Annotated in this window: 15 protein-coding genes; 8 read left to right on the top strand and 7 right to left on the bottom strand. The window is 71.4% G+C overall.

Translation table 11 applies throughout. The features are described from left to right. Window positions 1-12 precede the first annotated feature (12 nt). The 6 genes from FHT37_RS17940 to FHT37_RS17915 form a co-directional block, all read right to left on the bottom strand. Entirely contained in the window at window positions 13-3,444 is a 3,432-nt protein-coding gene (locus FHT37_RS17940; RefSeq protein WP_183483386.1) for a carboxypeptidase regulatory-like domain-containing protein, read from the bottom strand. Window positions 3,445-3,978: 534 nt separating this feature from the next. Next, a complete protein-coding gene (locus tag FHT37_RS17935; protein WP_183483384.1) occupies window positions 3,979-5,505 on the bottom strand; it encodes a glycoside hydrolase family 10 protein in 1,527 nt (508 codons plus the stop codon). Window positions 5,506-5,538: 33 nt separating this feature from the next. Then, on the bottom strand, window positions 5,539-6,705 hold the full coding sequence (locus tag FHT37_RS17930; RefSeq protein WP_310739754.1) for a heparan-alpha-glucosaminide N-acetyltransferase domain-containing protein: 1,167 nt from the start codon (window positions 6,703-6,705) through the stop codon (window positions 5,539-5,541). Next, the gene (locus FHT37_RS17925) at window positions 6,702-8,000 is read right to left on the bottom strand and encodes an MFS transporter (protein WP_183483382.1); all 1,299 of its coding nucleotides are present in this window, start codon (window positions 7,998-8,000) and stop codon (window positions 6,702-6,704) included. Before FHT37_RS17925 ends, FHT37_RS17930 begins: the two co-directional genes overlap by 4 nt. Before the next feature lie 76 nt (window positions 8,001-8,076). Beyond that, window positions 8,077-8,979: an N-acetylmuramic acid 6-phosphate etherase gene (locus FHT37_RS17920; protein ID WP_183483380.1), complete on the bottom strand. Its 903-nt coding sequence runs from the start codon at window positions 8,977-8,979 to the stop codon at window positions 8,077-8,079. A 169-nt stretch (window positions 8,980-9,148) separates the two neighbouring features. Then, window positions 9,149-10,603: a hypothetical protein gene (locus FHT37_RS17915; protein WP_183483378.1), complete on the bottom strand. Its 1,455-nt coding sequence runs from the start codon at window positions 10,601-10,603 to the stop codon at window positions 9,149-9,151. 110 nt (window positions 10,604-10,713) lie between these two features. Between FHT37_RS17915 and FHT37_RS17910 the strand changes: the two genes are divergently transcribed. The 4 genes from FHT37_RS17910 to FHT37_RS17895 all read left to right on the top strand — a co-directional run bounded on the left by FHT37_RS17910 (window position 10,714) and on the right by FHT37_RS17895 (window position 16,348). Continuing rightward, window positions 10,714-11,910, top strand: a complete 1,197-nt coding sequence (locus FHT37_RS17910) for a phospholipase A (RefSeq protein ID WP_183483376.1) — start codon at window positions 10,714-10,716, stop codon at window positions 11,908-11,910. A gap of 155 nt (window positions 11,911-12,065) precedes the next feature. Continuing rightward, window positions 12,066-12,329, top strand: coding sequence for a hypothetical protein (locus FHT37_RS17905; protein WP_183483374.1), 264 nt, complete (start codon window positions 12,066-12,068; stop codon window positions 12,327-12,329). Window positions 12,330-12,561: 232 nt separating this feature from the next. After that, the gene (locus tag FHT37_RS17900; RefSeq protein ID WP_183483372.1) at window positions 12,562-13,923 is read left to right on the top strand and encodes an MATE family efflux transporter; all 1,362 of its coding nucleotides are present in this window, start codon (window positions 12,562-12,564) and stop codon (window positions 13,921-13,923) included. Window positions 13,924-14,182: 259 nt separating this feature from the next. Continuing rightward, window positions 14,183-16,348, top strand: coding sequence for a S8 family serine peptidase (locus tag FHT37_RS17895; protein ID WP_255489783.1), 2,166 nt, complete (start codon window positions 14,183-14,185; stop codon window positions 16,346-16,348). A 179-nt stretch (window positions 16,349-16,527) separates the two neighbouring features. On the opposite strand, the gene FHT37_RS17890 is transcribed toward FHT37_RS17895, so the two are convergent. Further along, a complete protein-coding gene (locus FHT37_RS17890; protein ID WP_183483370.1) occupies window positions 16,528-17,244 on the bottom strand; it encodes a cistern family PEP-CTERM protein in 717 nt (238 codons plus the stop codon). Window positions 17,245-17,475: 231 nt separating this feature from the next. Here FHT37_RS17890 and FHT37_RS17885 point away from each other — a divergent pair, with 231 nt between their 5' ends. The 4 genes from FHT37_RS17885 to FHT37_RS17870 are packed head-to-tail and all read left to right on the top strand — an operon-like array spanning window position 17,476 to window position 21,087. Next, on the top strand, window positions 17,476-18,462 hold the full coding sequence (locus FHT37_RS17885) for an ABC transporter permease (RefSeq protein WP_183483368.1): 987 nt from the start codon (window positions 17,476-17,478) through the stop codon (window positions 18,460-18,462). Window positions 18,463-18,518: 56 nt separating this feature from the next. After that, window positions 18,519-19,352, top strand: coding sequence for an ABC transporter permease (locus tag FHT37_RS17880; protein ID WP_183484153.1), 834 nt, complete (start codon window positions 18,519-18,521; stop codon window positions 19,350-19,352). Then, the gene (locus FHT37_RS17875; protein WP_183483366.1) at window positions 19,349-20,302 is read left to right on the top strand and encodes an ABC transporter ATP-binding protein; all 954 of its coding nucleotides are present in this window, start codon (window positions 19,349-19,351) and stop codon (window positions 20,300-20,302) included. Before FHT37_RS17880 ends, FHT37_RS17875 begins: the two co-directional genes overlap by 4 nt. Beyond that, window positions 20,299-21,087, top strand: a complete 789-nt coding sequence (locus FHT37_RS17870; protein WP_183483364.1) for an ABC transporter ATP-binding protein — start codon at window positions 20,299-20,301, stop codon at window positions 21,085-21,087. The genes FHT37_RS17875 and FHT37_RS17870 overlap by 4 nt, the downstream gene beginning before the upstream one ends. The last annotated feature ends 6 nt before the right edge of the window (window positions 21,088-21,093 follow it).

Below are 21,093 nucleotides of genomic sequence, written 5' to 3'. Positions count from 1 at the left end.
ATCGTGCGTCGATCAGAACTCGTAGGCGGCCGTCACCTGGATGGCCCATTGCGATTCGCCCTTGACCTGGCGGATGGCCAGGTTGTCGTTGATCGCGTTGGCGTTGGTGCGGTAGACGTAGTTCCCTTGGGCATCGATGCCGGCGAAGTTCACGAAGCTGCGACGGTTGCCACCGGCGGACTGGAAGGTGACTTCGTCGATGCGGCCCCACTTCTTGTTGAGCAGGTTGCCGATGTTCAGGATGTCGAAGGTGACCTTGCCCTTGTGCTGCGGGAAGAAGCCGGGGACTTCCTGGCTGACGCGCAGGTCGAAGCTGTTCACGAACTGCGAGAACGAGCTGTTGCGCGGCACCACGGCGCCCTTGTACTTCGACAGGTCGGGGTTGTTGTCGACGATGTTCCAGAACGCCGCCTCGTCCGCCGGGGTGGCGAACTTGACGCCCGCCGCGCCGCGCGAGGCGGGGATGTACAGCAGGTCGTTGCCGGCGACGCCGTCGCCGTTCATGTCGTTCAGGAAGGTCCAGCTGTAGGGCTTGCCGCGACGGCCTTCCCAGAACAGGCCGACGTTGGTCTTCAAGTTGCTGATGAAGGCCTTCTGCCACGTCACGTTGGCGGTGAAGCGGTCGCGGATCATGTACGCCGAGTTGGCGGCCACGTTCTCGTTCGGATTGAAGACGGCGCGCGAGTTGAAGTTGGAGTTCGCCACCGACGAGGTCAGCGGGCTGACTTCCGACGCTTCCGTGTAGGTGTAGGCGACGCCGAAGCCGAAGCCGTCACGGGCCGGACGCTGGAACGACAGGGTGATGGCGTTGCCGTCGCCCTTCTTGGTCTTCGTGGCCAGGGTCACGTTGCCGAACGATGCGTTGGACAGTGCGCGCGAGCGGCCGTTGGCGCAAGCGCCGGTGGTGCTCAGACTGCCGTTCGTGTTGGTCCAGCAGTTCGGGCTGTAGCTCTGCGGCGTGTAGTACAGCGAGCGGCCGTCAGGACCGGTGGCGGTCGGGTCGCCAAGGTTCAGGTGCTGGTAGTAGATGCCGGTGTTGACCTTGGTGTAGACCCACTCGACGCCGAAGTTCATGCCGAAGAACGGCAGCTCCGCGTCGTAGGCGAGGTTCATCTTCCAGACGGACGGCTGGCCCAGACCCTTCTGGATGAAGTCGACGTTGGCGGCCGGCGTTGCGCCTGCCAGGATCGGCTGGTTGTTCGGATCAGCGCTGAACACGCCCGAGGCGGTGCCCGAGCAGGCGTTCAGACCGGCCGTTCCGCAACCGACCAGGCGCGTGGCCATGCCGGTGTTGGAGTACGGGTTGGTCAGCCAGACCGATGCCGCGGCGCCCTGGAACAGGCCCGCGCCGCCGCGGATCTGCTTCTTGTGGCCGGTGCGGTTGTCCAGCGCGTAGTTGAAGCCGAAGCGCGGCTGGAACAGGTTTTCGCCGTCGACGGTGGTCGAGTTGTCCAGGCCGAAACCGCCCGTGGCACGCGTCACGCTGCTGGCGCCCGTCACCGCGCCCGGCACGACCGCCGCGGCTGCGGCGGCGTTGTAGGTCGGCTTGTCGTTGGTGCTCAGCTGGTCGACGCGGAAGCCGGCCGTGATGTTCAGGTCCTTGGAGACATTCCAGGTGTCCTGCAGGAACACGCCGGTCTGGCCCAGCGTCCACTTGGCGATGCCGTCATCCAGCGTGCCGCCGGCCACGGGAACCTGGACCTGGTAGCTCGAGGGGCGGCCGCGGGTGAAGTTCTCCAGCACCGCCGCCTGCACCTGCGCCGCGGAGGCGGTGTTGCAGTTGATCGCGCCAAAGCTGTAGGTCCAAGCGCTTTCGCAGCCGAACGTGTAGTTGCCGTTCACGTTCTGGAAGAACGCGTTGTAGATCTTGTTGCGCTGCAGGTCGCCGCCGAACTTGATCTCGTGGTCGTTCTTGATCCAGGTCGCGCCGAAGTAGGCGTCCAGGGTCTCGGTGTCCAGCACGTTGAACTGGCGGCTCTGCTCGGTGCCGAAGTTCACGAAGCGGTTGCCGGTGCTCGCGCCGGCCGGGGCGCCGTCGGGCAGCGCGCCGTTGAAGCGGATGCCGATCGCGGGCAGGTTGCTGTTGTTCTGCGGAACGCTGTTGTAGTCCCGGTTCGAGATCTTCAGCTCGGTCGAGAAGTCCGGCGTCCAGTCGGCGAACCACTGGCCGACGACGGTGTCGATCTTCTTCTTCTGCTGCCACCACTGCGAGGTCATCTGCAGGCCGGTCGCGCTGTAGCCGCCGAAGGAACCGTTGTTGGTGTCCGACTGCTCGGTGCGCGCGACGCGGATGCTGGCGCGGTGGTTGTCGTTGATGTTCCAGTCGATCTTGGCCAGATAGTCCTTGACCGACAGCTGCGACTGACCGATCACCGAGCCGGTGTCGATGCCGTAGGCGTTCTTTGCGGTCTGGGTGATCGCATCGAGCTGGCCTTGCGAGATCGCGTTGTTGGTCAGCGAGCTGCCGATCGGTCCGAACTCGGGCTGGGCGCGGTTGCTCTTCAGCTCTTCATAGTTGACGAAGAAGAACAGCTTGTCCTTGAGGATCGGGCCGCCCAGGGTGAAGCCCTTGGTGTCTTCCTTGAAGGGCAGGAAATCGGTATAGCGCTGGTTGCCGCGGTCGAAGCGCTTGCCCACCATGTCGTCGTTGCGGTAGACGTAATAGACGCTGCCCTTGAACTCGTTGGTGCCCGACTTGGTGACGGCGTTGATGTTGGCGCCGGTGTAACCCTTCTGGGTCACGTCGTAGTTGGACAGGTTGACCTGCACCGACTGGATCGCGTCGATCGAGATCGGCTGCTTGGCCGTCGGCAGGTTGTTGGCTTCCAGGCCGAAACTGTCGTTGATGGCGACGCCGTCAATCGTGATCGAGTTGTAGCGCGAGTTCTGGCCCATCGCCGAGATCTCGCCGCGTTCCTTGTCGGTCTGCGCCAGGCGGGGATCGTTGCGGGCGTAGTCCTGCAGGTTGCGCGCGATCGACGCGTAGGCGTCCAGTTCGGCGCGGCTGATCTGCGTGCCCGAGCCCATCGTCGAGTTGTTGAACTTCGCCGCGGTGGCGCTGCCCGTGGTGACCACGGTCTCGAGCTGGGTGGAGCTCTTGCCCAGCTGCACGTCCAGGCCCAGCGTCTCGGCCAGGGCCAGGTAGACGTTCTCGCTGACCTCGCGGTCGCCACCCTTGGTGACGGTGATGGTGTAGGGACCGCCCACGCGCAGGCCGCGCGCGTTGTAGCGGCCGTCGGCATCGGTGGTCTGCGTGTTCGAGGAGCCGGACTCCTTGTGCAGGATCACCACCGTGGCGCCCGCGACGGGCTTGCCGTCAGCGCCGACCACGCGGCCGCCGATGGCCGAGGTGGTGTTCTGCGCCATCACCGGCGCGGCCGCCACGATGGCGACCGCGGCGGCCAGCGCCGTCCGCGAAAAACCCAACCAATCCTTCTGATTCATTCCTGTGCTCCTGTGCGACGTCAGACCGAAACCCGTTCCGAGGGGGCTGTGAACGTTCCGCAAACGTTTTCCGTCGCCGACTTCAACGCGATGTGGTGCGCGTCGCGGCGATGCCCGCCCTCGTTTGTTGTTGCGTCGGGCGCGCTCTTGGGCGCGCCATCTCCGCTTATGAAGCAAAAAGCCTACCAGCCGAAACCTGCCGCATCAATGCGGCAATATCGGGAGACCTCTCCTTCACAGCGCGTCGTCAATGCCTCATTCGAGCCCTTTTTCGGGGCGCTCACGGCGGCCTCACCAACGCGTCAGCGGCGCAGTCTGGATAGCCAATGTTGAGGAGCTGTGACAAGTGTTCACTGGCGTTTGCAGGTGAGGCACGCACGCCACACCGAAGCGCAACAGCGCCCAGGGACGGGGCGCGCGCCCTGCGGCGCAACCCGCCGATCGGTGCTGATCTTTGAGGGTTTCCCCTAGGGCTGATGAGCGCACGCCGCCGGGGTCGGTCGTTGCGCCGAATCGACAGTGAAGGCGCTGCGTTCAGGCGACGAACGAAGCGCGAGGGCCTTCCTCACCGATCGCGTTGATCGCGGACAGCACCAGCGCCTCGCCCGGCGAGGGCCGCGGGATGCGGCCGTCCGGGGGCAGGGCCTCGAAGCGCCAGGCCTGGCCGGCCACGCGGCGCCAGAGCGCGAAGCCGCGTGCCGGCGCGCCCGCCGCGGAGGCCCGCAGCGCGCCGTCGGGCTCGCGCGACAGCGAGACGGCGCCGCATGCGGGCGCCGAGAGCCAGGGCGTGGCGGGCGCGAGCGCCGCCTGCGCATAGGCCCCGTCGCGCAGGGCGTCGGCGATACCGCGGCGGTTCTTCAGCAGCGCCACCATGCTGAAGTGCAGGTGACCGCCAGTGCCCGGCGCGGCGCGCGTGAGCGCCACCTGCTCGGCGATTTCCTCCAGCGGCCAGCCATCGGCCTCGTTGCCGGCGCGGCTGGTGAACAGCCCCGGCCAGACGTGCCGCCCCAGCGGATTGAGCCCTTGCCAGGCCCGCATCAGCGGCTCGAAGGCTTGCGGCTTCTGCGCGCGCGGCCAATAGAGCTGCGGCGCCAGGTAGTCCAGCCAGCCCATGGCCATCCAATGCTCGACGTGCGCGTAGAGCTTGTCGTACTGCGAGAACCCGGTGATGCCCGCCGGCCGCAGGTCGGGCCGCGGCAGGCCGAAGGGACTGATGCCGACGCGCGCCTCCGGCCGGAGCTCGCGCACCAGCTCGTACAAGCGTCGCACCAGCTGGTCGACGTTGTCGCGACGCCAGTCGGCCCGCGCCAGCGTGCCGCCGCCTCGGACGTAGCGCAGCCAGCTCGCGTCGTCGGGGAAGTCGATGTCCTGCTTGGCCGCGTCCTGGACGGGGTAGGGATAGAAGTAGTCGTCGATGTGCAGGCCGTCGACGTCGTAGCGGGTGAGCAGGTCACGGCAGACCGCCAGCGTGTGGTCGGCGGCGCCCGGTTCACCGGGATCGATCCAGAGCTGGTCGCCGTACTTCTTCACCCAGTCCGGTCGCGTGCGGCTCAGGTGCGTGGCGGCGGGGGCGGACTTGCCGCCGCTCTGCTTCGCCCGATACGGGTTCAGCCAGGCGTGGAGTTCAAGACCGCGCGCGCGGGCCTGCTCGATCCACAGCGCCAGCGGGTCGTAGCCCGGTCCCTGGCCCTGGACGCCGGACAGGTACTCGCTCCAGGGTTCCAGCGTGGAGCGGTACAGCGCGTCCGCGCTGGTGCGGACCTGCAGCACGATCGCATTCAGGCGCAGCGCCCGCGCGTGGTCCAGGATCGCGTGGATCTCGGCGATCTGCGCGGCGTCGCTCAGGCCGCGGCGGCTGGGCCAGTCGATGTTGGCGACCGTCGCCACCCAGGCGGCCCGGAACTCGCGCGGCGCGGGCGGCGGGCCGTCCTCGGCGGTGGCGGCCTCGGTCCGGGCCGGCACGGCGCTCGACCGTCCCGTCGAGCAACCCGGCAGCGCCGTCCCCAGGCTGCCAAACACCGGTGCGGCCAGGGCCGCGGTCATCCACTGTCGTCGTCGCATCGAAACTTCATCCGGCGGCGCCGTGCGGCCCGCTCACACTTTCACGATCCAGCCGCGCCGCCACATCGCCCACGCGATGCCGTAGAACACCGCCACGAAGCCGACGGCGAACAGCAGCGACGCGAAACGCGGATCCACCGGCAGCGCGCGCAGCGGCGCGAAGAGCCAGGCCTTGAGCGACACGCCCGCGGCGACGTGGACCAGCCCGAGCAGCCGGGCCACCAGACCGGACAGCGCGAACAGGAACAGCGCGTTCATGCCGAACACCACCAGCGGCTGCAAGCGCCGCGCCATTGCGTCGCGCATCCGGGGCAATGGCGCGGCATCGAGGAGCCAGTAGAACACGCCGAACACGAGGCACCCCCAGCCGGTGGTCAGGAAAACGAAGGCGGGCGTCCACAGATTCTTGTTGATCGGCAGCGTCCAGGCATCGAGGACCTGGGCGGCCCAGAGGCAGCCCAGCCCCGCCACCATGAACCACATCGCCTTCTCGGCGGGATCGCGGCCGCGTCGCGCGAGCCAGCGGCCCGCCAGCAATCCCGCGATCTGGCTGGCGACGGCCGGCAGCGTGCTCAACAGGCCTTCGGGGTCCCAGGTCTTGCTCTTCGCCCACAGGTGCCCGCCCAGCAGCGCCCGGTCCAGCCAGGCGCCGACGTCCTCCCCGGGCTGCAGCGAGCCGCGGTGCCAGACGCCCTGCGCATCGGGCACGGCCACGCAGGTCTGGATCAGCCCGTAGCCCAGCAGCAGGTCGATGAACACGGCCAGCTGCGCGCGCCAGCCACACCACAGCGCGATCGGTGCCGCCAGGATCGTGATGAGTCCGAGCCGCTGCAGCACGCCCGGCAGCCGCACCGTCTCGAAGTGGAAGAACGGGAACAGGTTCAGCAGCAGGCCGATCAGGACGATGGTCGTCCCGCGTCGCCAGGCATGGCGCAGCAGCGCGCCACGGTCGTCGACCTGGCCGCGGCGGGCCAGGCTGAAGCTCATCGAGATCCCGCTGATGAAGACGAAGAACGGGAAGATCCAGTCGGTGAAGGTCCAGCCATGCCACTGCGCGTGCCCGAGCGGCGCGTACAGCGCCGACCAGTCGCCCGGGTTGTTGACCAGCAGCATCGCCGCGATCGCGAAGCCGCGGAAGGCGTCCAGCGACAGCAGCCGCTCGCCGGCCGCCGGTCGCGTGCCGGGCGCGGCCGCGCTCACGCGCCGGGCTCCTTGCGGCCGAAGCCCTCGGGGATGCGGATCAGCGCGGTCATGACCAGCGACGGGATCGTCGCGAGCAGCACCCAGCCGAAGAAGTGCAGGTAGCCGAGCTGGTCCTGCAGCCAGCCGCTCCACATGCCGGGCAGCATCATGCCCAGCGCCATGAAGCCGGTGCAGATCGAGTAATGCGCCGTCTTGTGTGGTCCATCCGCGACCAGCACCATGAACATCATGTAGGCGGTGAAGCCCAGGCCGTAGCCGAACTGTTCCACGGCAAGCGCCGCGGCGACGATCCACAACGAACCCGGATGGGACCACGCCATCGCCAGGAAGACCACGTTCGGAAGGTGCATGGCGAGCACCATCGGCCACAGCGCGCGCTTCAGCCCCACGCGCGAGATCGCCCATCCCCCCAGCAGCCCCCCCACTGTGAGCGCGATCAGGCCCACGGTGCCGTAGACGATGCCGAGTTCCGTGTTGCTGAGTCCCAAGCCGCCCTGGTCCTGCGGGTCGAGCAAAAAGGGCACCGCCAGCTTCAGGAGTTGCGCCTCGGGGAAGCGATACAGCAGCAGGAAGCCGAGGATCACCGCGAGGCCGGGCTTGCGGAAGAACTCCGTAAAGATGTGGACGAAGGTGGCGCTGCTGCGCTCCGAGCGCGGCATCGGGGCGTCGGCGGCCGGGCGAGGCAGGCGCCACCAGTGATAGCCCGCCAGCAGCAGGAAGCCGCCCGCCATCAGCGCGATGACGGTCTGCCAGGCAAGGACCCAGCTGCCGTACGTCTTCTGCACCTCGCCGGCCAGCACGACAAGCCCGCCCATGCAGGCGATGTTGGCCAGCCGGTAGAAGGTGGAGCGCACACCGACGAAGGCGGCCTGCTGATGCTGGGCCAGCGACAGCAGGTAAAGGCCGTCCGCCGCGATGTCGTGCGAGGCCGAGACGAAGGCCATCACCCACAACGCCGCCAGCGACAGCTGGAAGAACGCCGGCAAGGGCAGCGCCAGCGCGACGGCAGTCAGCGCCGCGGCGATCAGGAACTGCGTCGCGACCGTCCACAACCGTTTGGTCGCGAACATCTCCACCAGCGGCGACCACAGCGGCTTGACCACCCACGGCAGGTAGAGGCCCGAGGTGAACAGCGCCATGTCCGTGTTGGAGATGCCGAAGTTCTTGTACATGACCGTCGACATCGACATCACGAAGACGTACGGCAGGGCCTGCGCGAAGTACAGCGTGGGCACCCAGGCCCAGGGGCTGCGGATCGACGCGGAAACAGGAGAGACGGTGGAGGCGGACATGGGCCTCAGTGTCGGTGCAAACGCAGCGGCGGCCGCATGGGGATTGCCGCGCTCGCGTGCGAGGGCCGCTTGCGGATCAACGCTCGACCAGCGCCTGGCGCAGATTGCCCGCATAGCGCGCGAGCAGCGCCCGGGCCGCCTCCGCATCGATCGCGCGCCGCAGCATCACGGTCGCCGTCTTGACGTGGAAGCCGCAGCGCTCGAGCGCGGCGCGCGCCGCCGGCTCGTCGGCAGCGCTGGCGCGCATCGTCAGCGCGACCGCACGGCGCACCAGCTTCGCGTTGGTCGCCTTCATGTCCACCATCAGGTTGCCGTGGACCTTGTGCAGGCGGACCATCAGCGCGCTCGAGAAACTGTTGAGCGCGATCTTCTGCGCCGTGCCGGCCTTCAGCCGCGTGCTGCCCGAGATGACCTCGGCGCCGGTGTCCAGCAGGATCGGATGATCGCTGGCGGCCAGCACCGCGGCGCCCGGGTTGTTGGCCAGCGCCACCGTCAGCGCGCCCGCCGCGCGCCCGGCCGCCAGTGCGCCCAGCACATACGGCGTGTGGCCCGAGGCGGCGATGCCGATGACGACGTCGTCCGGCGTCGGCGCGAGCGCCTCCAGGTCGCGGCGGCCCTGCGGCTCGTCGTCCTCCGCGCCTTCGACGGCCACGAACATCGCGCCCTCGCCGCCGGCCAGGACCGCGACGGCGCGCTCGCGCGGCCAGGAGAAGGTCGGCACCAGCTCGACACTGTCCAGCACCCCGAGCCGGCCCGAGGTGCCCGCGCCCGCGTACAGCAGCCGCCCGCCGGCCACCAGCCGCGGCAGCGCCGCATCCACGGCCGCCGCCAGCGCTGGGGCCGCCGCGCGTACCGCCGCCACGGCCGCGCGCTGGTCATCGATGAAGACCTCCATCAGGCGGAGGCTGTCATACAGGTCCAGATCCGGGTGATGCTCGCTCGGGGCTTCGGTGTTCAGAGGCTGCGGGGATTCGGGCATGGTGCGGCCTACTCTAGTGGGCGCGCCCGGCGGCTGCCAATGAAACGGCGCGGGAACGCCATAACCGGTGGTGATCGCAGGGGCTCTGGCAAGGACTGCCACCTTCGGCGCGCAGGCCCGACCAGGGCATGAGGCCTCGCGTCCGCGAACCTCACGCCCTGTTCGAGCCTCACCGGCGGCCGGGCGTGCGGGCCTCGGCGTCGAGCACGGCCTGGATCACCTCGGCCAGGGCGACGGGCGTGGGGGCGGCGTCGAGCTCGACCAGCACCATGTAGCCGCGGTCGCGGCCCTGGGCGGTGAAGGCCTGCAGCAGCGCGATCTGGTCGCTGTGCACCATCGTGCCCTCCGGCGACCAGTACTCCATCGCCACCAGGCAACCATCCGACGGCGTGCCCGGGTAGAAGCGGCTGCCGACGTAGTAGCGCGGATCGATGGTGCTGCCATGCATCAGCATCTCGTCGCGACCGGCGCGGCCCGCGAGCCAGGCCTCCTGCAGGGGGGCGTAGTCGCGCCAGGACGCGGGCAGCAGCGCGCGGTAGCGGTCCAGCGTCCAGGCCGGCTCGTCGGCGCCGGGGACGCGCTGCTCGTACTCGGCGACGCTGGCTTCGCCCGGCACCTTGGTGTGGAGGTAAGGCGTCGGACCGATCCAGATGTTGGAGGCGGCGCGTCCGGCGCCCTGGATGGTGAACAGGCCCTGCGGGGTGTTGCCCAGCGTGATCGTGCCCGGCAGGCCGCTGCTGGACAGCGCCAGCTGCTCGATGTTGAAGAGCCCGCCATCGGCGCGTCGCACGAAACGGCCGTCGGCTTGCCGCACCAGCGCCAGGCCCATCTGCTGTCGGCCCGGTCGCTGGAAGCTGAACACCACCGGGTAGCCGGGGCGGATCGCCAGCAGATCCGCCAGCGGCGGACGCGCCGGCTGCGGCACGCCCTGCGCCGTCGCCAGGGCCTGGGCCAGCGCCTGCAGGCGCGGCTCGTCGCGGTCGCGCTGCGCCAGTTGCGACTGGATCAGCGCCAGGTCCGCCGGCTGGCGGGTCTGCATCAGCGCATAGGCGGCGATCGCGAACTCGCGCGGCGCGGCCAGGCGCGGCAGCAGCGGACGCAGCAGCGGCGCCGCGTCGAAGGCGTAGAGCGTGAAGGCGGCCGTCAGCAGCGGGCGCTGGATCTCCGCCGGCTGGCTGTCCAGCGCGGGCAGCGCGGCCAGCAGCGCCGGGCGGGCGGTATCGATCTCGGCCCGGTAATGGGCGACCAGTCGCAGCGCCTGCGCCAGTTCGCGCAGGGCGGCGCCGTCCTGCGGCGCGGCCAGTGCCTGCGCGGCGGCGGTGCGGATGCGGGCGCGGTCGTTGATCCAGCGCGCCTGCGCGTCGGCGCCGCTGCCGACGGTGGAGCGGAACTGTTCCGGCCGCAGGGCCTGCAGCGCGGCGGGGGCGAAGGGCCCGCCCGGCACGGCCTGGGGCGTGGAGGCCGGGGCCTGGGGCGCGCGCGACCACTGGGCGCAGGCGCTCAGCAGCAGCGGCGCGGCCAGGGCGGCCCATGTAGGCCAGCGGGGTCGGGGGTGCCCGTGGGGCCAGGACTTGCCCGGCGCCGGGGCGGTCGACAAGGAAACGGGGGCGGTGGACGGCTGCATGGCGGCCGATTCTAGGGAGCGTGCCTCGGCAAGTTCTGCCACCCGGGCCGGGAACGCCGTTTGCATCCCGCCCGCTTCGACTGGACTAGGACGGATGCACGATGGTGTCGATGAGGACGTGGCGCCTGCGCCTCGCGAAGGCGATGACGTGGGCGGCGGCGGTGCTGGCGGCACTGATCGCCGCCTGGTCGGACGAGGCGTCGGCGCAGGTCGCGGCGCTGCCGGCGCAGACCCCGGCCTTGAACGCCGCCGCGGCGGCGAAGACGCCGTCCGAGTGCGCCGCCATCGCGGACAACGACGCCCGGCTGGCCTGCTACGACCGGCTGCATGGCCGCGCCCCCGACGCGGCGCCGCCCTCGGCGGTCGCGCAGGCGGCGCCGGTGCCGGTGCCCGCCGCGCTGCCGGTGGCGGCCGCGGCCAGCGTGCCGCGGGTGGACGATCCGTGCTCGCGCCTGCCGGAGGCCTCGGGCAGCGCCCGCAACTACCTGGGCTCGACGCTGTCCGAGCGCTGGGAGCTGTCCTGCCGTGACCAGCTCCCGCGCTTCCTGCCGCGGCCCTACAAGCCGGTCTACCTGCTGCCGGTGTCCTGGACCTCGCGCTCCAACCGCTCGCCGGCGCCGTCGTCCGAAACGCCGGACAACGGCGTGGTGCAGGCGCTGGACCTGGACAAGAACGAAGCCAAGTTCCAGATCAGCCTGAAGTCCAAGATCTGGTCGCTCGACGACCACGGCAGCCTGTCCGTCTGGGGCGCCTACACCCAGAGCTCGCGCTGGCAGGTCTACAACGGGCGCGTGTCGCGGCCCTTCCGCGAGACCAACTACGAGCCGGAGCTGATCGTGACCCACGGCGCCGACGTGGCGCTGCCCTTCGGCTGGAAGGCCAGCATGGTGGGCCTGAGTCTGAACCACCAGTCCAACGGCCGGGCGGCGCCGCTGTCGCGCAGCTGGAACCGGCTGATCGGCGACCTGAGCCTGGAACACGGCGAGACCACCGTCAGCCTGCGGCCCTGGTGGCGGATCCTGAACGGCGGCAGCGACGACAACCCGCGCATCCAGGACTACGTCGGCCGCGGCGAGGTGCTGGTGACGCAGAAGCTGGGGCGCCACGTGCTGGCGCTGACGGCGCGGCACAGCCTGCGCTTCGGCGACCGCTCGCGCGGCTCCGCCCAGCTGGAATGGGCCTTCCCGATCGGCGGCGGCCTGCACGGCTACCTGCAGCTGTTCAGCGGCTACGGCGAGAGCCTGATCGACTACAACTTCCGCGAATCGCGGGTGGGCCTCGGGGTGTCCGTCATCGAATGGCGCTAGGCGCGACCGCTCACCGCGACCGGCGGTCGCCGGCCGGACTTCCGTCACGACCGGACGCCGCCGCCGCGTCACGGGGCCCGGTTTCGATGAATATGGCGCACCCCGGCCGGGCCGCCCCCATCGCCTTCGCGCGGTGGCTCGACTAGGCTGCGCGCATGTCCGCTTTCATCGACACCTGCGTCATCTGGGTGGTGCTCTATCGCCTGGACGGCCGCGACCGCCAATGGGTCCGCGCCCTGCCGCCCTCGGCGGAGGCGGCGGTGCGCGCGCTGCTGCTGGAGGAGCTCGACGAGCTCTATGGCGAGCGCGCGACGCTGGTCTCGCTGCGCCCGGCCCTGGACGCCGAACGCGGCGCCTTCCTCGCCGGCGGCCTGCCGATGTGCCCGGTGGCTGCGCCGGCCGGACCCTCGGCCGCCTGAGCGGCGCCCCCCGGCGCACGCAGTCCACACGGCGCACGCGGCCCCCACACGACCGATACGACCCATACGGCCCGGCCTCGCCACCGTCCGGTGGCGGCGAAACGACAACGTCGACGGCCCGGTCGGTTTCATCGCGGTTACGGCCCCCGGGCGCGGCGACGCCACGAGAGAATCCCGCGCTCGTGTCCACCGCTGTCAGCGGCGGCGCGCGTCCGCCTCCCGCCGCCGCACCATGTCGTCCCCCTCGCACACGCCGCCGTCGCCCCGCCTGTTCTCGCTGGCCTGGCCCCTGTTCCTCGAGCTCTGCCTGGGCATCGCCGTTGGCGTGATCGGCACCATGATGGCGGCCCGGATCTCCGATCCCGCCGGGGCCGCCTTCGCGCTGGCCAACCAGCTGGCGGCCACGCTGTTCATCCTCTTCCGCATCATCGGCGCCGGCATCAGCGTGGTCATCACGCAGGCGCTGGGCAGCGGCCGCCGCGCGGTGGCGGACGCGACCGCGCGCGCCGCGCTCGGCGCCAGCAGCTGGCTGGGCGGCTCCACCGCGGTGATGGCGCTGCTGTTCGCCGGTCCGCTGCTGCGCCTGATGAATGCCCCGGCGGAAGTGCTGCCGCTGGCGCAGCCCTTCCTGATGGCGCTGGCGCCGGCGCTGATGCTGGACGCCTGGAATGCCTCGATGGCCAGCGTCATGCGCGCCCACCTGCGCAGCCGCGACACGCTGCTGGTGCTGGTGGCGATGCAGGTGGCGCAGCTGCTGCTGTCGGTGCTGCTGATGCCGCGCCTGGGCCTGCCGGGCTTCGCCCTGGCGCTGGCGCTGAGCCGCGCCTTCGGCCTGGGCCTGCATGTCTGGCTGTGGCGCGCGCGCCTGGACCTGCGCCCGCGCGCCTCCGACTGGTGGCGGCTGCCGCGCGCGGAGCTCGCCGCGGTGCTGCACATCGGCCTGCCCGGCGCGGCCGAGAACATCGCCTACCGCCTGGCCTACATGGTGAGCATCGCCGTGGCCGGGCACCTGGGCGCGTCGGCGCTGGCGGCGCACAGCTACACCTCGCAGCTGATGTATTTCGTGCTGCTGCCCGGCCTGGCGACCGGCTTCGCGGCGGAGATCGTCGTCGGCCACCTGATCGGCGCCGGCCAGCTGCACGAGGCGCACCGGCTGGTGCGCCGAGCGCTGGCGCGCGGGCTGGCGATCAGCGTGGTGGTCGCGGGCGCGGCGGCGGCGGCGGCGCCGTGGCTGCTGACGCTGTTCACCCACGACGAGGCCATCCTCGCCAGCGCGGCCGTGCTGATGTGGATCACGGTGATCCTGGAGCCGGGGCGGACCTTCAACCTCGTGGTCATCAACGCCCTGCGCGCCGCCGGCGACGCGAAGTATCCGGTGATGGTCGGCGCCGGCTCGATGCTGCTGGTGCTGGCCGGCGGCAGCTGGCTGCTGGGCGAGGTGTTCGGGCTGGGCCTGGTCGGCCTGTGGATCGCCTATGCCGCGGACGAATGGATCCGCGGACTGCTGATGTGGCGCCGCTGGGCGCGACTGGGCTGGGTGCCGCAGGCGCGGGCGGTGCACCGCCGCCTGCGTCTGGCCGCGCAGGCGCACTGACGCGGGCGGCAATGCGGCGCGGCCGTGAGGCCATGACGCCTCCGCGCTGTCGACGGATTTGACACTCGCACGCCGTCCCGCCGGGGGCGACGGAAAAACCTCAATCGCCGTCCCCACTTGCAGTTCTGGCCCGGGCCTTGCTGCGAGAGACCGACCGTGCGCGCGCAGACGCGCCGGCCGCCGTCAGGGGGACGACAACGAGCTCCGCAGGGACGGCTCCGCAGGCCGGGGACCGCCGCTCGGGGCGGAGGAGACCGCCATGTCCGTGCTTGCATCCTTCGTCCTTGCCGCCGCCGCGGCCACGCCGGCTTCGACGCCGCCTTGCGCGCCCGCGCGTCCGGAGCAACTGCGCAACGAGCTGTCGCCATCGCAGGGCCTGGAGCGCTATACCGACCTGAGCCCCGCCGTGCGCGAGGCGCTCGTCCGCCGCATCGACCAGTTGCGCATCGACGACCTGGTGATGCTCAGCCGCGCCGGCGTCAACGGCCAGTACCGCTACGACGACGAGATCCGCCACGCGCTGATCGGCAACCTGCTCTGCGACCGGCTCGACCTGTCGTCGTGGAAGGCGACCGACGAGGCCAGCGCCCTGGTGTTCTGCGAGGTCGACACCTGCGTCGCCCTGACCGTCGACGGCCGCGTGCTGACGCGCCTGAGCCGGCGCAAGCCCGATGCCTTCGACGCGCTCGCGCAGGCGCTGCGCATCCGGCCCGGCGGCCCGCAGACGGAGCTCGAGCTGCCGCCGCCCGCGGCCGGCACGGCCAACGGCTGGGCGCGCCAGCGGCTGCTGGTGCAGACGCGGGCGGGCCTGGACGACAAGGCGCTGGCCAGGATCCTCGGCCCGCACGGCGGCAAGGCGCGTCGCATCGGCCGCACGCAGGTCGCCATCGTCGACCTGCCGCCCAACGCCTCGGAGACCGCGGTGGCGATGACGCTGGCCCGCCATCCGCAGCTCAAGACGGCCGAACTGGACATGCGGGTGTCGCCCGCGATGACGCCCAACGACCCCTACATGGGCAGCGAGTGGCACCTGGTGCGCATCAATGCGCCGCAGGCCTGGGACACCGCCCAGGGCGCCGGTATCAAGATCGCGATCCTGGACACCGGCATCGACGCCAGCCATCCCGACCTGGCCGGCCGCATGGTCCCGGGCTGGAATTTCTATGACGGCAACGCCGACACCAGCGATGTCCACGGCCACGGCACGGCGGTGGCCGGCGCGGCGGCGGCGGCCGTGAACAATGGCATCGGCGTCGCGGCCGTCGCCGGCCAGGCGCAGCTGATGCCGGTGCGCATCGCCGACCCCAATGCCTATGCCTACTGGAGCACCGTCGCGCAAGGCCTGAGCTGGGCGGCGGACCAGGGCGCCCGCGTGGCCAACATCAGCTACAGCGGCGTGGCGGGCAGCGTCTCGGTGCAGAGCTCGGCCGACTACCTGCGCAGCAAGGGCGGGCTGGTCGTGGTCGCGGCTGGCAACAACGGCATCGACGAAGGCATCACGCCCACGGCCAGCATGATCCCGGTCTCCGCCACCAACGAGACCGATGCCAGGACCAGCTGGTCCAGCTACGGCAACTTCGTCGCGCTGGCCGCGCCCGGGCAGAACATCTGGACCACCCAGCGCGGCGGCAGCTATGGCGCCTGGTGGGGGACCTCGCTGGCCAGCCCGGTCGTGGCCGGCACCGTCGCGCTGCTGATGTCGGCCCGGCCGACGCTCAGCGGCAGCGCGATCCAGAACGCGCTGTTCACCACCGCCGTCGATCTCGGCACCGCCGGGCGCGATCCGTATTTCGGCTGGGGCCGCATCAACGCGGGCGCGGCGATGCAGGCGGTGCTGAGCGCGCCCGCGCCCGATACCCAGCCGCCCGCCGTCTCGGTGAGCGCGCCGCTCAACGGCGCGACGGTCAACGGGCTGGTCGCGGTCGATGTCGGCGCCTCCGACAACCAGGGCATCGCCCGCGTGGACCTGCGGGTCAACGGCAGCGTCGTCGCCTCGGACACCTCGGCACCCTATGGCTTCAGCTGGGACTCGACCCGGGTCGCCAACGGCGCGGTGACGCTCACCGCCACCGCGGTCGACGCGGCCGGCAATGCCGGCACCAGCGCGGCGGTGACGCTGACGGTGGCCAATGCGGCGCTGGTCGACACGCAGCCGCCGGAGATCGCGATCGCGACGCCCGCGGCCAATGCCAAGCTGGCCGGCAACACGCTGACGATCTCGACCCGCGCCAGCGACAACGCCGGCGACGCCGGCATCCGCCAGACCCTCTACGTCGACGGTGCGCAGGTGGCGAGCGGCACCGGCGCCACCCTGAGCTTCACCTGGAACCTCAAGAAGGCCTCGGCCGGCACGCACACGATCCAGGCCGTCGCGAAGGATGCCGCCGGCAACACCGCGGTGGCGACGACGTCCTTCACGAAGTAGGCGGGCCGGCGCGGGGCTTCGCCTTGCGCTGATCCAGGGCGGGGGCCCGCGCCGCCGCTCGAGCGCAGCGACAGCATCGGGGCCTGCGACGACGCCCAAGCCGCGCGAGTGCTCGCCGGAACGCAAGAAAGCCCGCCGAAGCGGGCTTTCTGTCGAGGGCCCCCTGCCGAGGCCAGGTCTCAGGACGCGCGGCGCAGCGGGCGTGTCAGCACCCGGCGCGACAGCCCGGCGGCGAGTGCCGCGATGGCGATCAGCGCCAGCGCGTCGGGCTCCGGCACGTTGCCGCCGCCGCCGCCCGAGCCGCCGCCACCGCCTTCGCCGCAGCCCGGCTGGCTGGCGACGCAACCGGCGAATTCCACCGAGACTTCGCGCGTGCCCACGCTCTGGAACTTCGCGGAGTAGGGGCTGGTGAAGGTGATGCCCTGCGTGAAATCGCCGCCGGCCTCGGCCGTGAGGACGAGGTTGAAGGACGACATCATTCCCTCGCCCAGCCCGTCGCCGATCGGTCCGCCGGAGCAGTTGTTGCCGGCCCAGACGCACAGGTCGACCTTCTTGAAGCTCGGGAAGTTGTCGTCGATCGACGCGGACCATCCGGAACCGGCGGTGGCGCCCTGGAGCGCCGGCGTGACGACGTCGATGCCGAACGACAGCAGCGCGTTCTGCCCCGGCCCGAAGGAGTTGTTCGTGACGATGGTCGCGAAGGTGGCGGTGGTCGCGGACCAACTGGTCAGCGTGAACTTCACCGTGGCCGACAGCGTGGCGCCGTCGAGCGTGCTGGTGTAGAGCAGCGTCGTGGTGTCGTTGAGGCCGCCGAACACCACCGCGGTGGCCTGCGCCTGGCTGCAGAACAGGAGAGCCGCGGCGGCGGCGAGCCCATGGATCATTGTTGGCTTCATGATCGATCCCTTCCCGGACGATGCACGTGGCTGTTGTTCTCCCCTGCTTCCCCTATGCATAAGCCGGGCCACTTCGCCAAACCGTTGATCCGCCGTCAAATTTCCATTGATCTGATAAATCCGCACACGGAACTGTAAAAAAGGACGACGCTGCGGGCACGCCGGTTGCCGTCGCCCGCCCGGTGCGTGGCAACGCCGTCGCGGGGCGCGGCGCCTATGATCCCGCCCGCGATGATTTACCTGCTCAAGCGCCTGGCGGTGCTGTTGCTGACGCTGCTGGCCGCTTCGGCGCTGATCTTCGGCGCGCTGGAATGGCTGCCCGGCAATGCCGCCCAACTGATCATGGGACCCGAGGCCCCGCCCGAAGCGGTCGCGGCGCTGGCCCGCCAGCTGGGACTGGACCAGCCGGCGTGGTCCCGATACCTTGCCTGGCTGGCCGGCCTGGTGCGCGGCGACCTCGGCTTGTCCTACGCCTACGGCGCGCCGGTCGCCGACCTGATCCTCGAGCGCCTGGCCCTGACCCTGCCGCTGGCGCTGCTGGCGATGTCGATGACGGTGGTGCTGGCGCTGGGCGCCGGCTGGTGGGCGGCCAGCCAGCATGGCCGTGCGGGCGACCACCTGGTGATGGGCCTCACGCAGCTGGGCCTGGCGGTGCCGAGCTTCTGGCTGGGCATGCTGCTGGTGCTGCTGTTCGCGGTGAAGCTGCAGTGGGTCGACGCCGGCGGTTTCCCCGGCTGGTCCGAGGACCTCGGCGGCGGCTTCTGGCCGGGCCTGCGCGCGCTGCTGCTGCCGGCGGCGGCGCTGGCGGTAGTGCAGGCGGCGATCCTGGCGCGCATCGCACGCTCCGCGCTGCTGGACATCGCCCGCGAGGACTTCATGCGCAGCGCCCGCGCCAAGGGCCTCTCGCGCCGCGCGGCGCTGTGGCGGCACGGCCTGCGCCATGCCGCGATCCCGCTGCTGACGCTGGGCGGGCTGCAGTTCGCCAACCTGCTGGCCGGCACCATCGTCATCGAGAACGTCTTCACCTTGCCCGGCCTGGGCCGCCTGATGGCGCAGGCGATCGCCAACCGCGACCTGATCGTCGTGCGCAACGGCGTCATGGGGCTGGCGGCGCTGGTGCTGCTGCTGAATTTCGCGATCGACCTGCTGCACGGCTGGATCGATCCCCGGCTGCGCACGCGGGCCGAAGCCGACGTCGAGGCGGAGGGCGCGGCATGAAGGACGGTGCCAAGGACAGCATGAGGTCCGACGTGAGGTCCGACGTGAGGTCCGGCATGAAGTCCGGCGTGAGGTGGGGCATGAGGCGCGCCGGCTTCCTCGCGGGCGCCGTGCTGACCGCCGCGCTGCTGCTGGCGGCGCTGCTGTCGCTGGTCTGGACCCCCTGGCCGCCCGAGCAGATCGACATGGCCCGCCGCCTGGCCGCGCCAAGCCCGGCGCACTGGCTGGGCTGCGACCAGCTCGGCCGCGACGTCCTCAGCCGCCTGATGGCCGGGGCGCGCAGTGCCTGGCTGGTGGGCCTGGTGGCCGTCGGCATCGGGCTGCTGGCCGGCACCGCGCTCGGGCTGGTCGCGGCCGCGCGGCGCGGCGCGGTGGAGGCGCTGATCCTGCGCGGCGCCGACCTGGGCTACGCCTTTCCCGCGCTGTTGCTGGCGATCCTGCTGGCGGCGGCGCTGGGGCCTGGCATGACGGTGGCGATGGCGGCGATCGGCCTGCATGCGGTGCCGTCCTTCGCGCGGCTGGTCAATGGCAGCGCCAAGAGCTGGTGGGCGCGCGACTTCGTGCTGGCCGCCCGCGTCGCGGGGCAGGGCCGGTGGGCGATCACGGTGCGCCATGTGCTGCCGCAGCTGCTGCCGCTGCTGATCGTGCAGGGCACGACCAGCTTCGCGCTGGCCATCCTGGCCGAGGCCGGCCTGTCCTATCTCGGCCTGGGCACCCAGCCGCCGCAGGCCAGCTGGGGACGGCTGCTCGCCGAGGCTCAGACGCTGATGTTCGAGGCGCCGCAGCTGGCGCTCGCGCCGGGCCTCGCGATCACGCTGGCGGTGCTGGGCCTGAACCTGCTGGGCGACGGCCTGCGCGACCGGCTCGATCCCAAGGAGCTGCCGCGATGAGCGCGCCGCTGCTCGAGGTCCGCGACCTGCAGGTGTGGCTGGCCGGGCGGGGCGGCGCGGCGCTGCATGCGCTGCGTGGCATCGACCTGAGGCTGGACCGCGGCGAGTGCCTGGCGCTGATCGGCGAGTCCGGCAGCGGCAAGACGCTGACGGCGCTGGCCGTGATGGGGCTGCTGCCGGACGGCGCGCGGGCCACCGGCCGCATCGCCCTGGACGGGCGGGAGCTGCTCGCGCTCGACGAGGACGACTGGTGCGGCCTGCGCGGCCGCCGTGTCGCGATGGTGTTCCAGGAGCCGCTGACGGCGCTCAACCCACTGCAGCGCGTGCTGGCGCAGGTGATGGAGCCGATCCGCCTGCACCGCCTCGCGCCGGACCGCGCGAGCGCCCGCCAGCGCGCGCTGGCGCTGCTGGCGCGCGTCGGCCTCGAGGAGCGGCAGGCCTGCGCCTATCCGCACCAGCTCTCCGGCGGCCAGCGCCAGCGGGCGCTGATCGCGATGGCGCTCGCCGCAGAGCCGGAACTGCTGATCGCCGACGAGCCGACCACGGCCCTTGATGCGCGGCTGCGCGTGCAGGTCCTGGAACTGCTGCGCGAGCTGGTCGCCGAGCGCGGCATGGGGCTGCTGCTGATCTCGCACGACCTCGCGCTGACGGCGCGCCGCGTCGATCGCCTGCTGATCCTCTACGGCGGACGCGTCATGGAGCAGGGCGTCGCGGCGGACCTGCTGGCGCAGCCGCGCCACCCCTACACGCAGGCGCTGTGGGCGGCGCGGCCGCGGCTGGGCGCCGGCCGCGGCCAGCCGCTGCATCCGCTCAAGGGCAACGTGCCGGCGCTGGCGCAGCTCGGCGACGGCTGCCCGTTCGCGCCGCGCTGCCCGCTGGCGACCGCCCGCTGCGCCGCGGAGCCGCCTCGTTTCGACGGCCGGCTCGCCTGCTGGGAGGTGTCGACATGAGCGGGGTCATCGGCCGGACTCCGGCGCCGTCGTCCTCGCCAGCGGCTCCGCTGCTCGAGGTCGAGGGCCTGGGCCAGCGCTACGGCGGCCGCACGGTGCTCAAGGACATCTCGTTCACGCTGCCGGCCGGCGAGTCGCTCGGCATCATCGGCGAGTCGGGGGCCGGCAAGAGCACGCTGGCGCGCCTGGTCATGGCGCTGGAACGGCCTCGCCACGGCCGGGTCCGCTGGTCCGGCCAGGACGTGAACGCGATGCCCGCCGCCGCGCGGCGCGCGCTGCGGCCCGGCGTGCAGATGGTGTTCCAGGATCCCTACGGCTCGCTGGATCCGCGCTGGCGCGTCGGCCGCAGCGTGGTGGAGCCGCTCGCCGCGCTGCCGATGACCGACGCCGAGCGCCAGGCGCGGCTGCTGGAGGTGCTGGCCGAGGTCGGCCTGGAGCCCGACGCGGCGCTGCGCTTCCCGCACCAGTTCTCCGGCGGCCAGCGCCAGCGCCTGGCGATCGCGCGGGCGCTGGCGACGCGCCCCCGCCTGATCGTCGCGGACGAGCCGCTGTCCGCGCTGGACGTCTCGGTGCAGGCGCAGATCCTGGCGCTGCTGCGCGAGCTGCAGCGGCGCGACGGCATCAGCCTGGTCATCGTCAGCCACGACCTCGCGGCCGTCGAGGTGCTGTGCGACCACGCGCTGGTGCTGCGCGGCGGCGAAGCGGTCGAGCAGGGCCCGGCCGCGCGCGTGCTGGGCGATCCCCGGCATCCCTACACCCGGGACCTGCTGGCCGCTTTGGCATGATCCGCG

This window comes from Mitsuaria sp. BK037 (assembly GCF_014193045.1).
Classification (GTDB): Bacteria; Pseudomonadota; Gammaproteobacteria; order Burkholderiales; family Burkholderiaceae_C; genus Roseateles.
The sequence above is the reverse complement of the archived record's forward strand: the minus strand, read 5'-3'. Positions and strand labels throughout refer to the sequence as shown.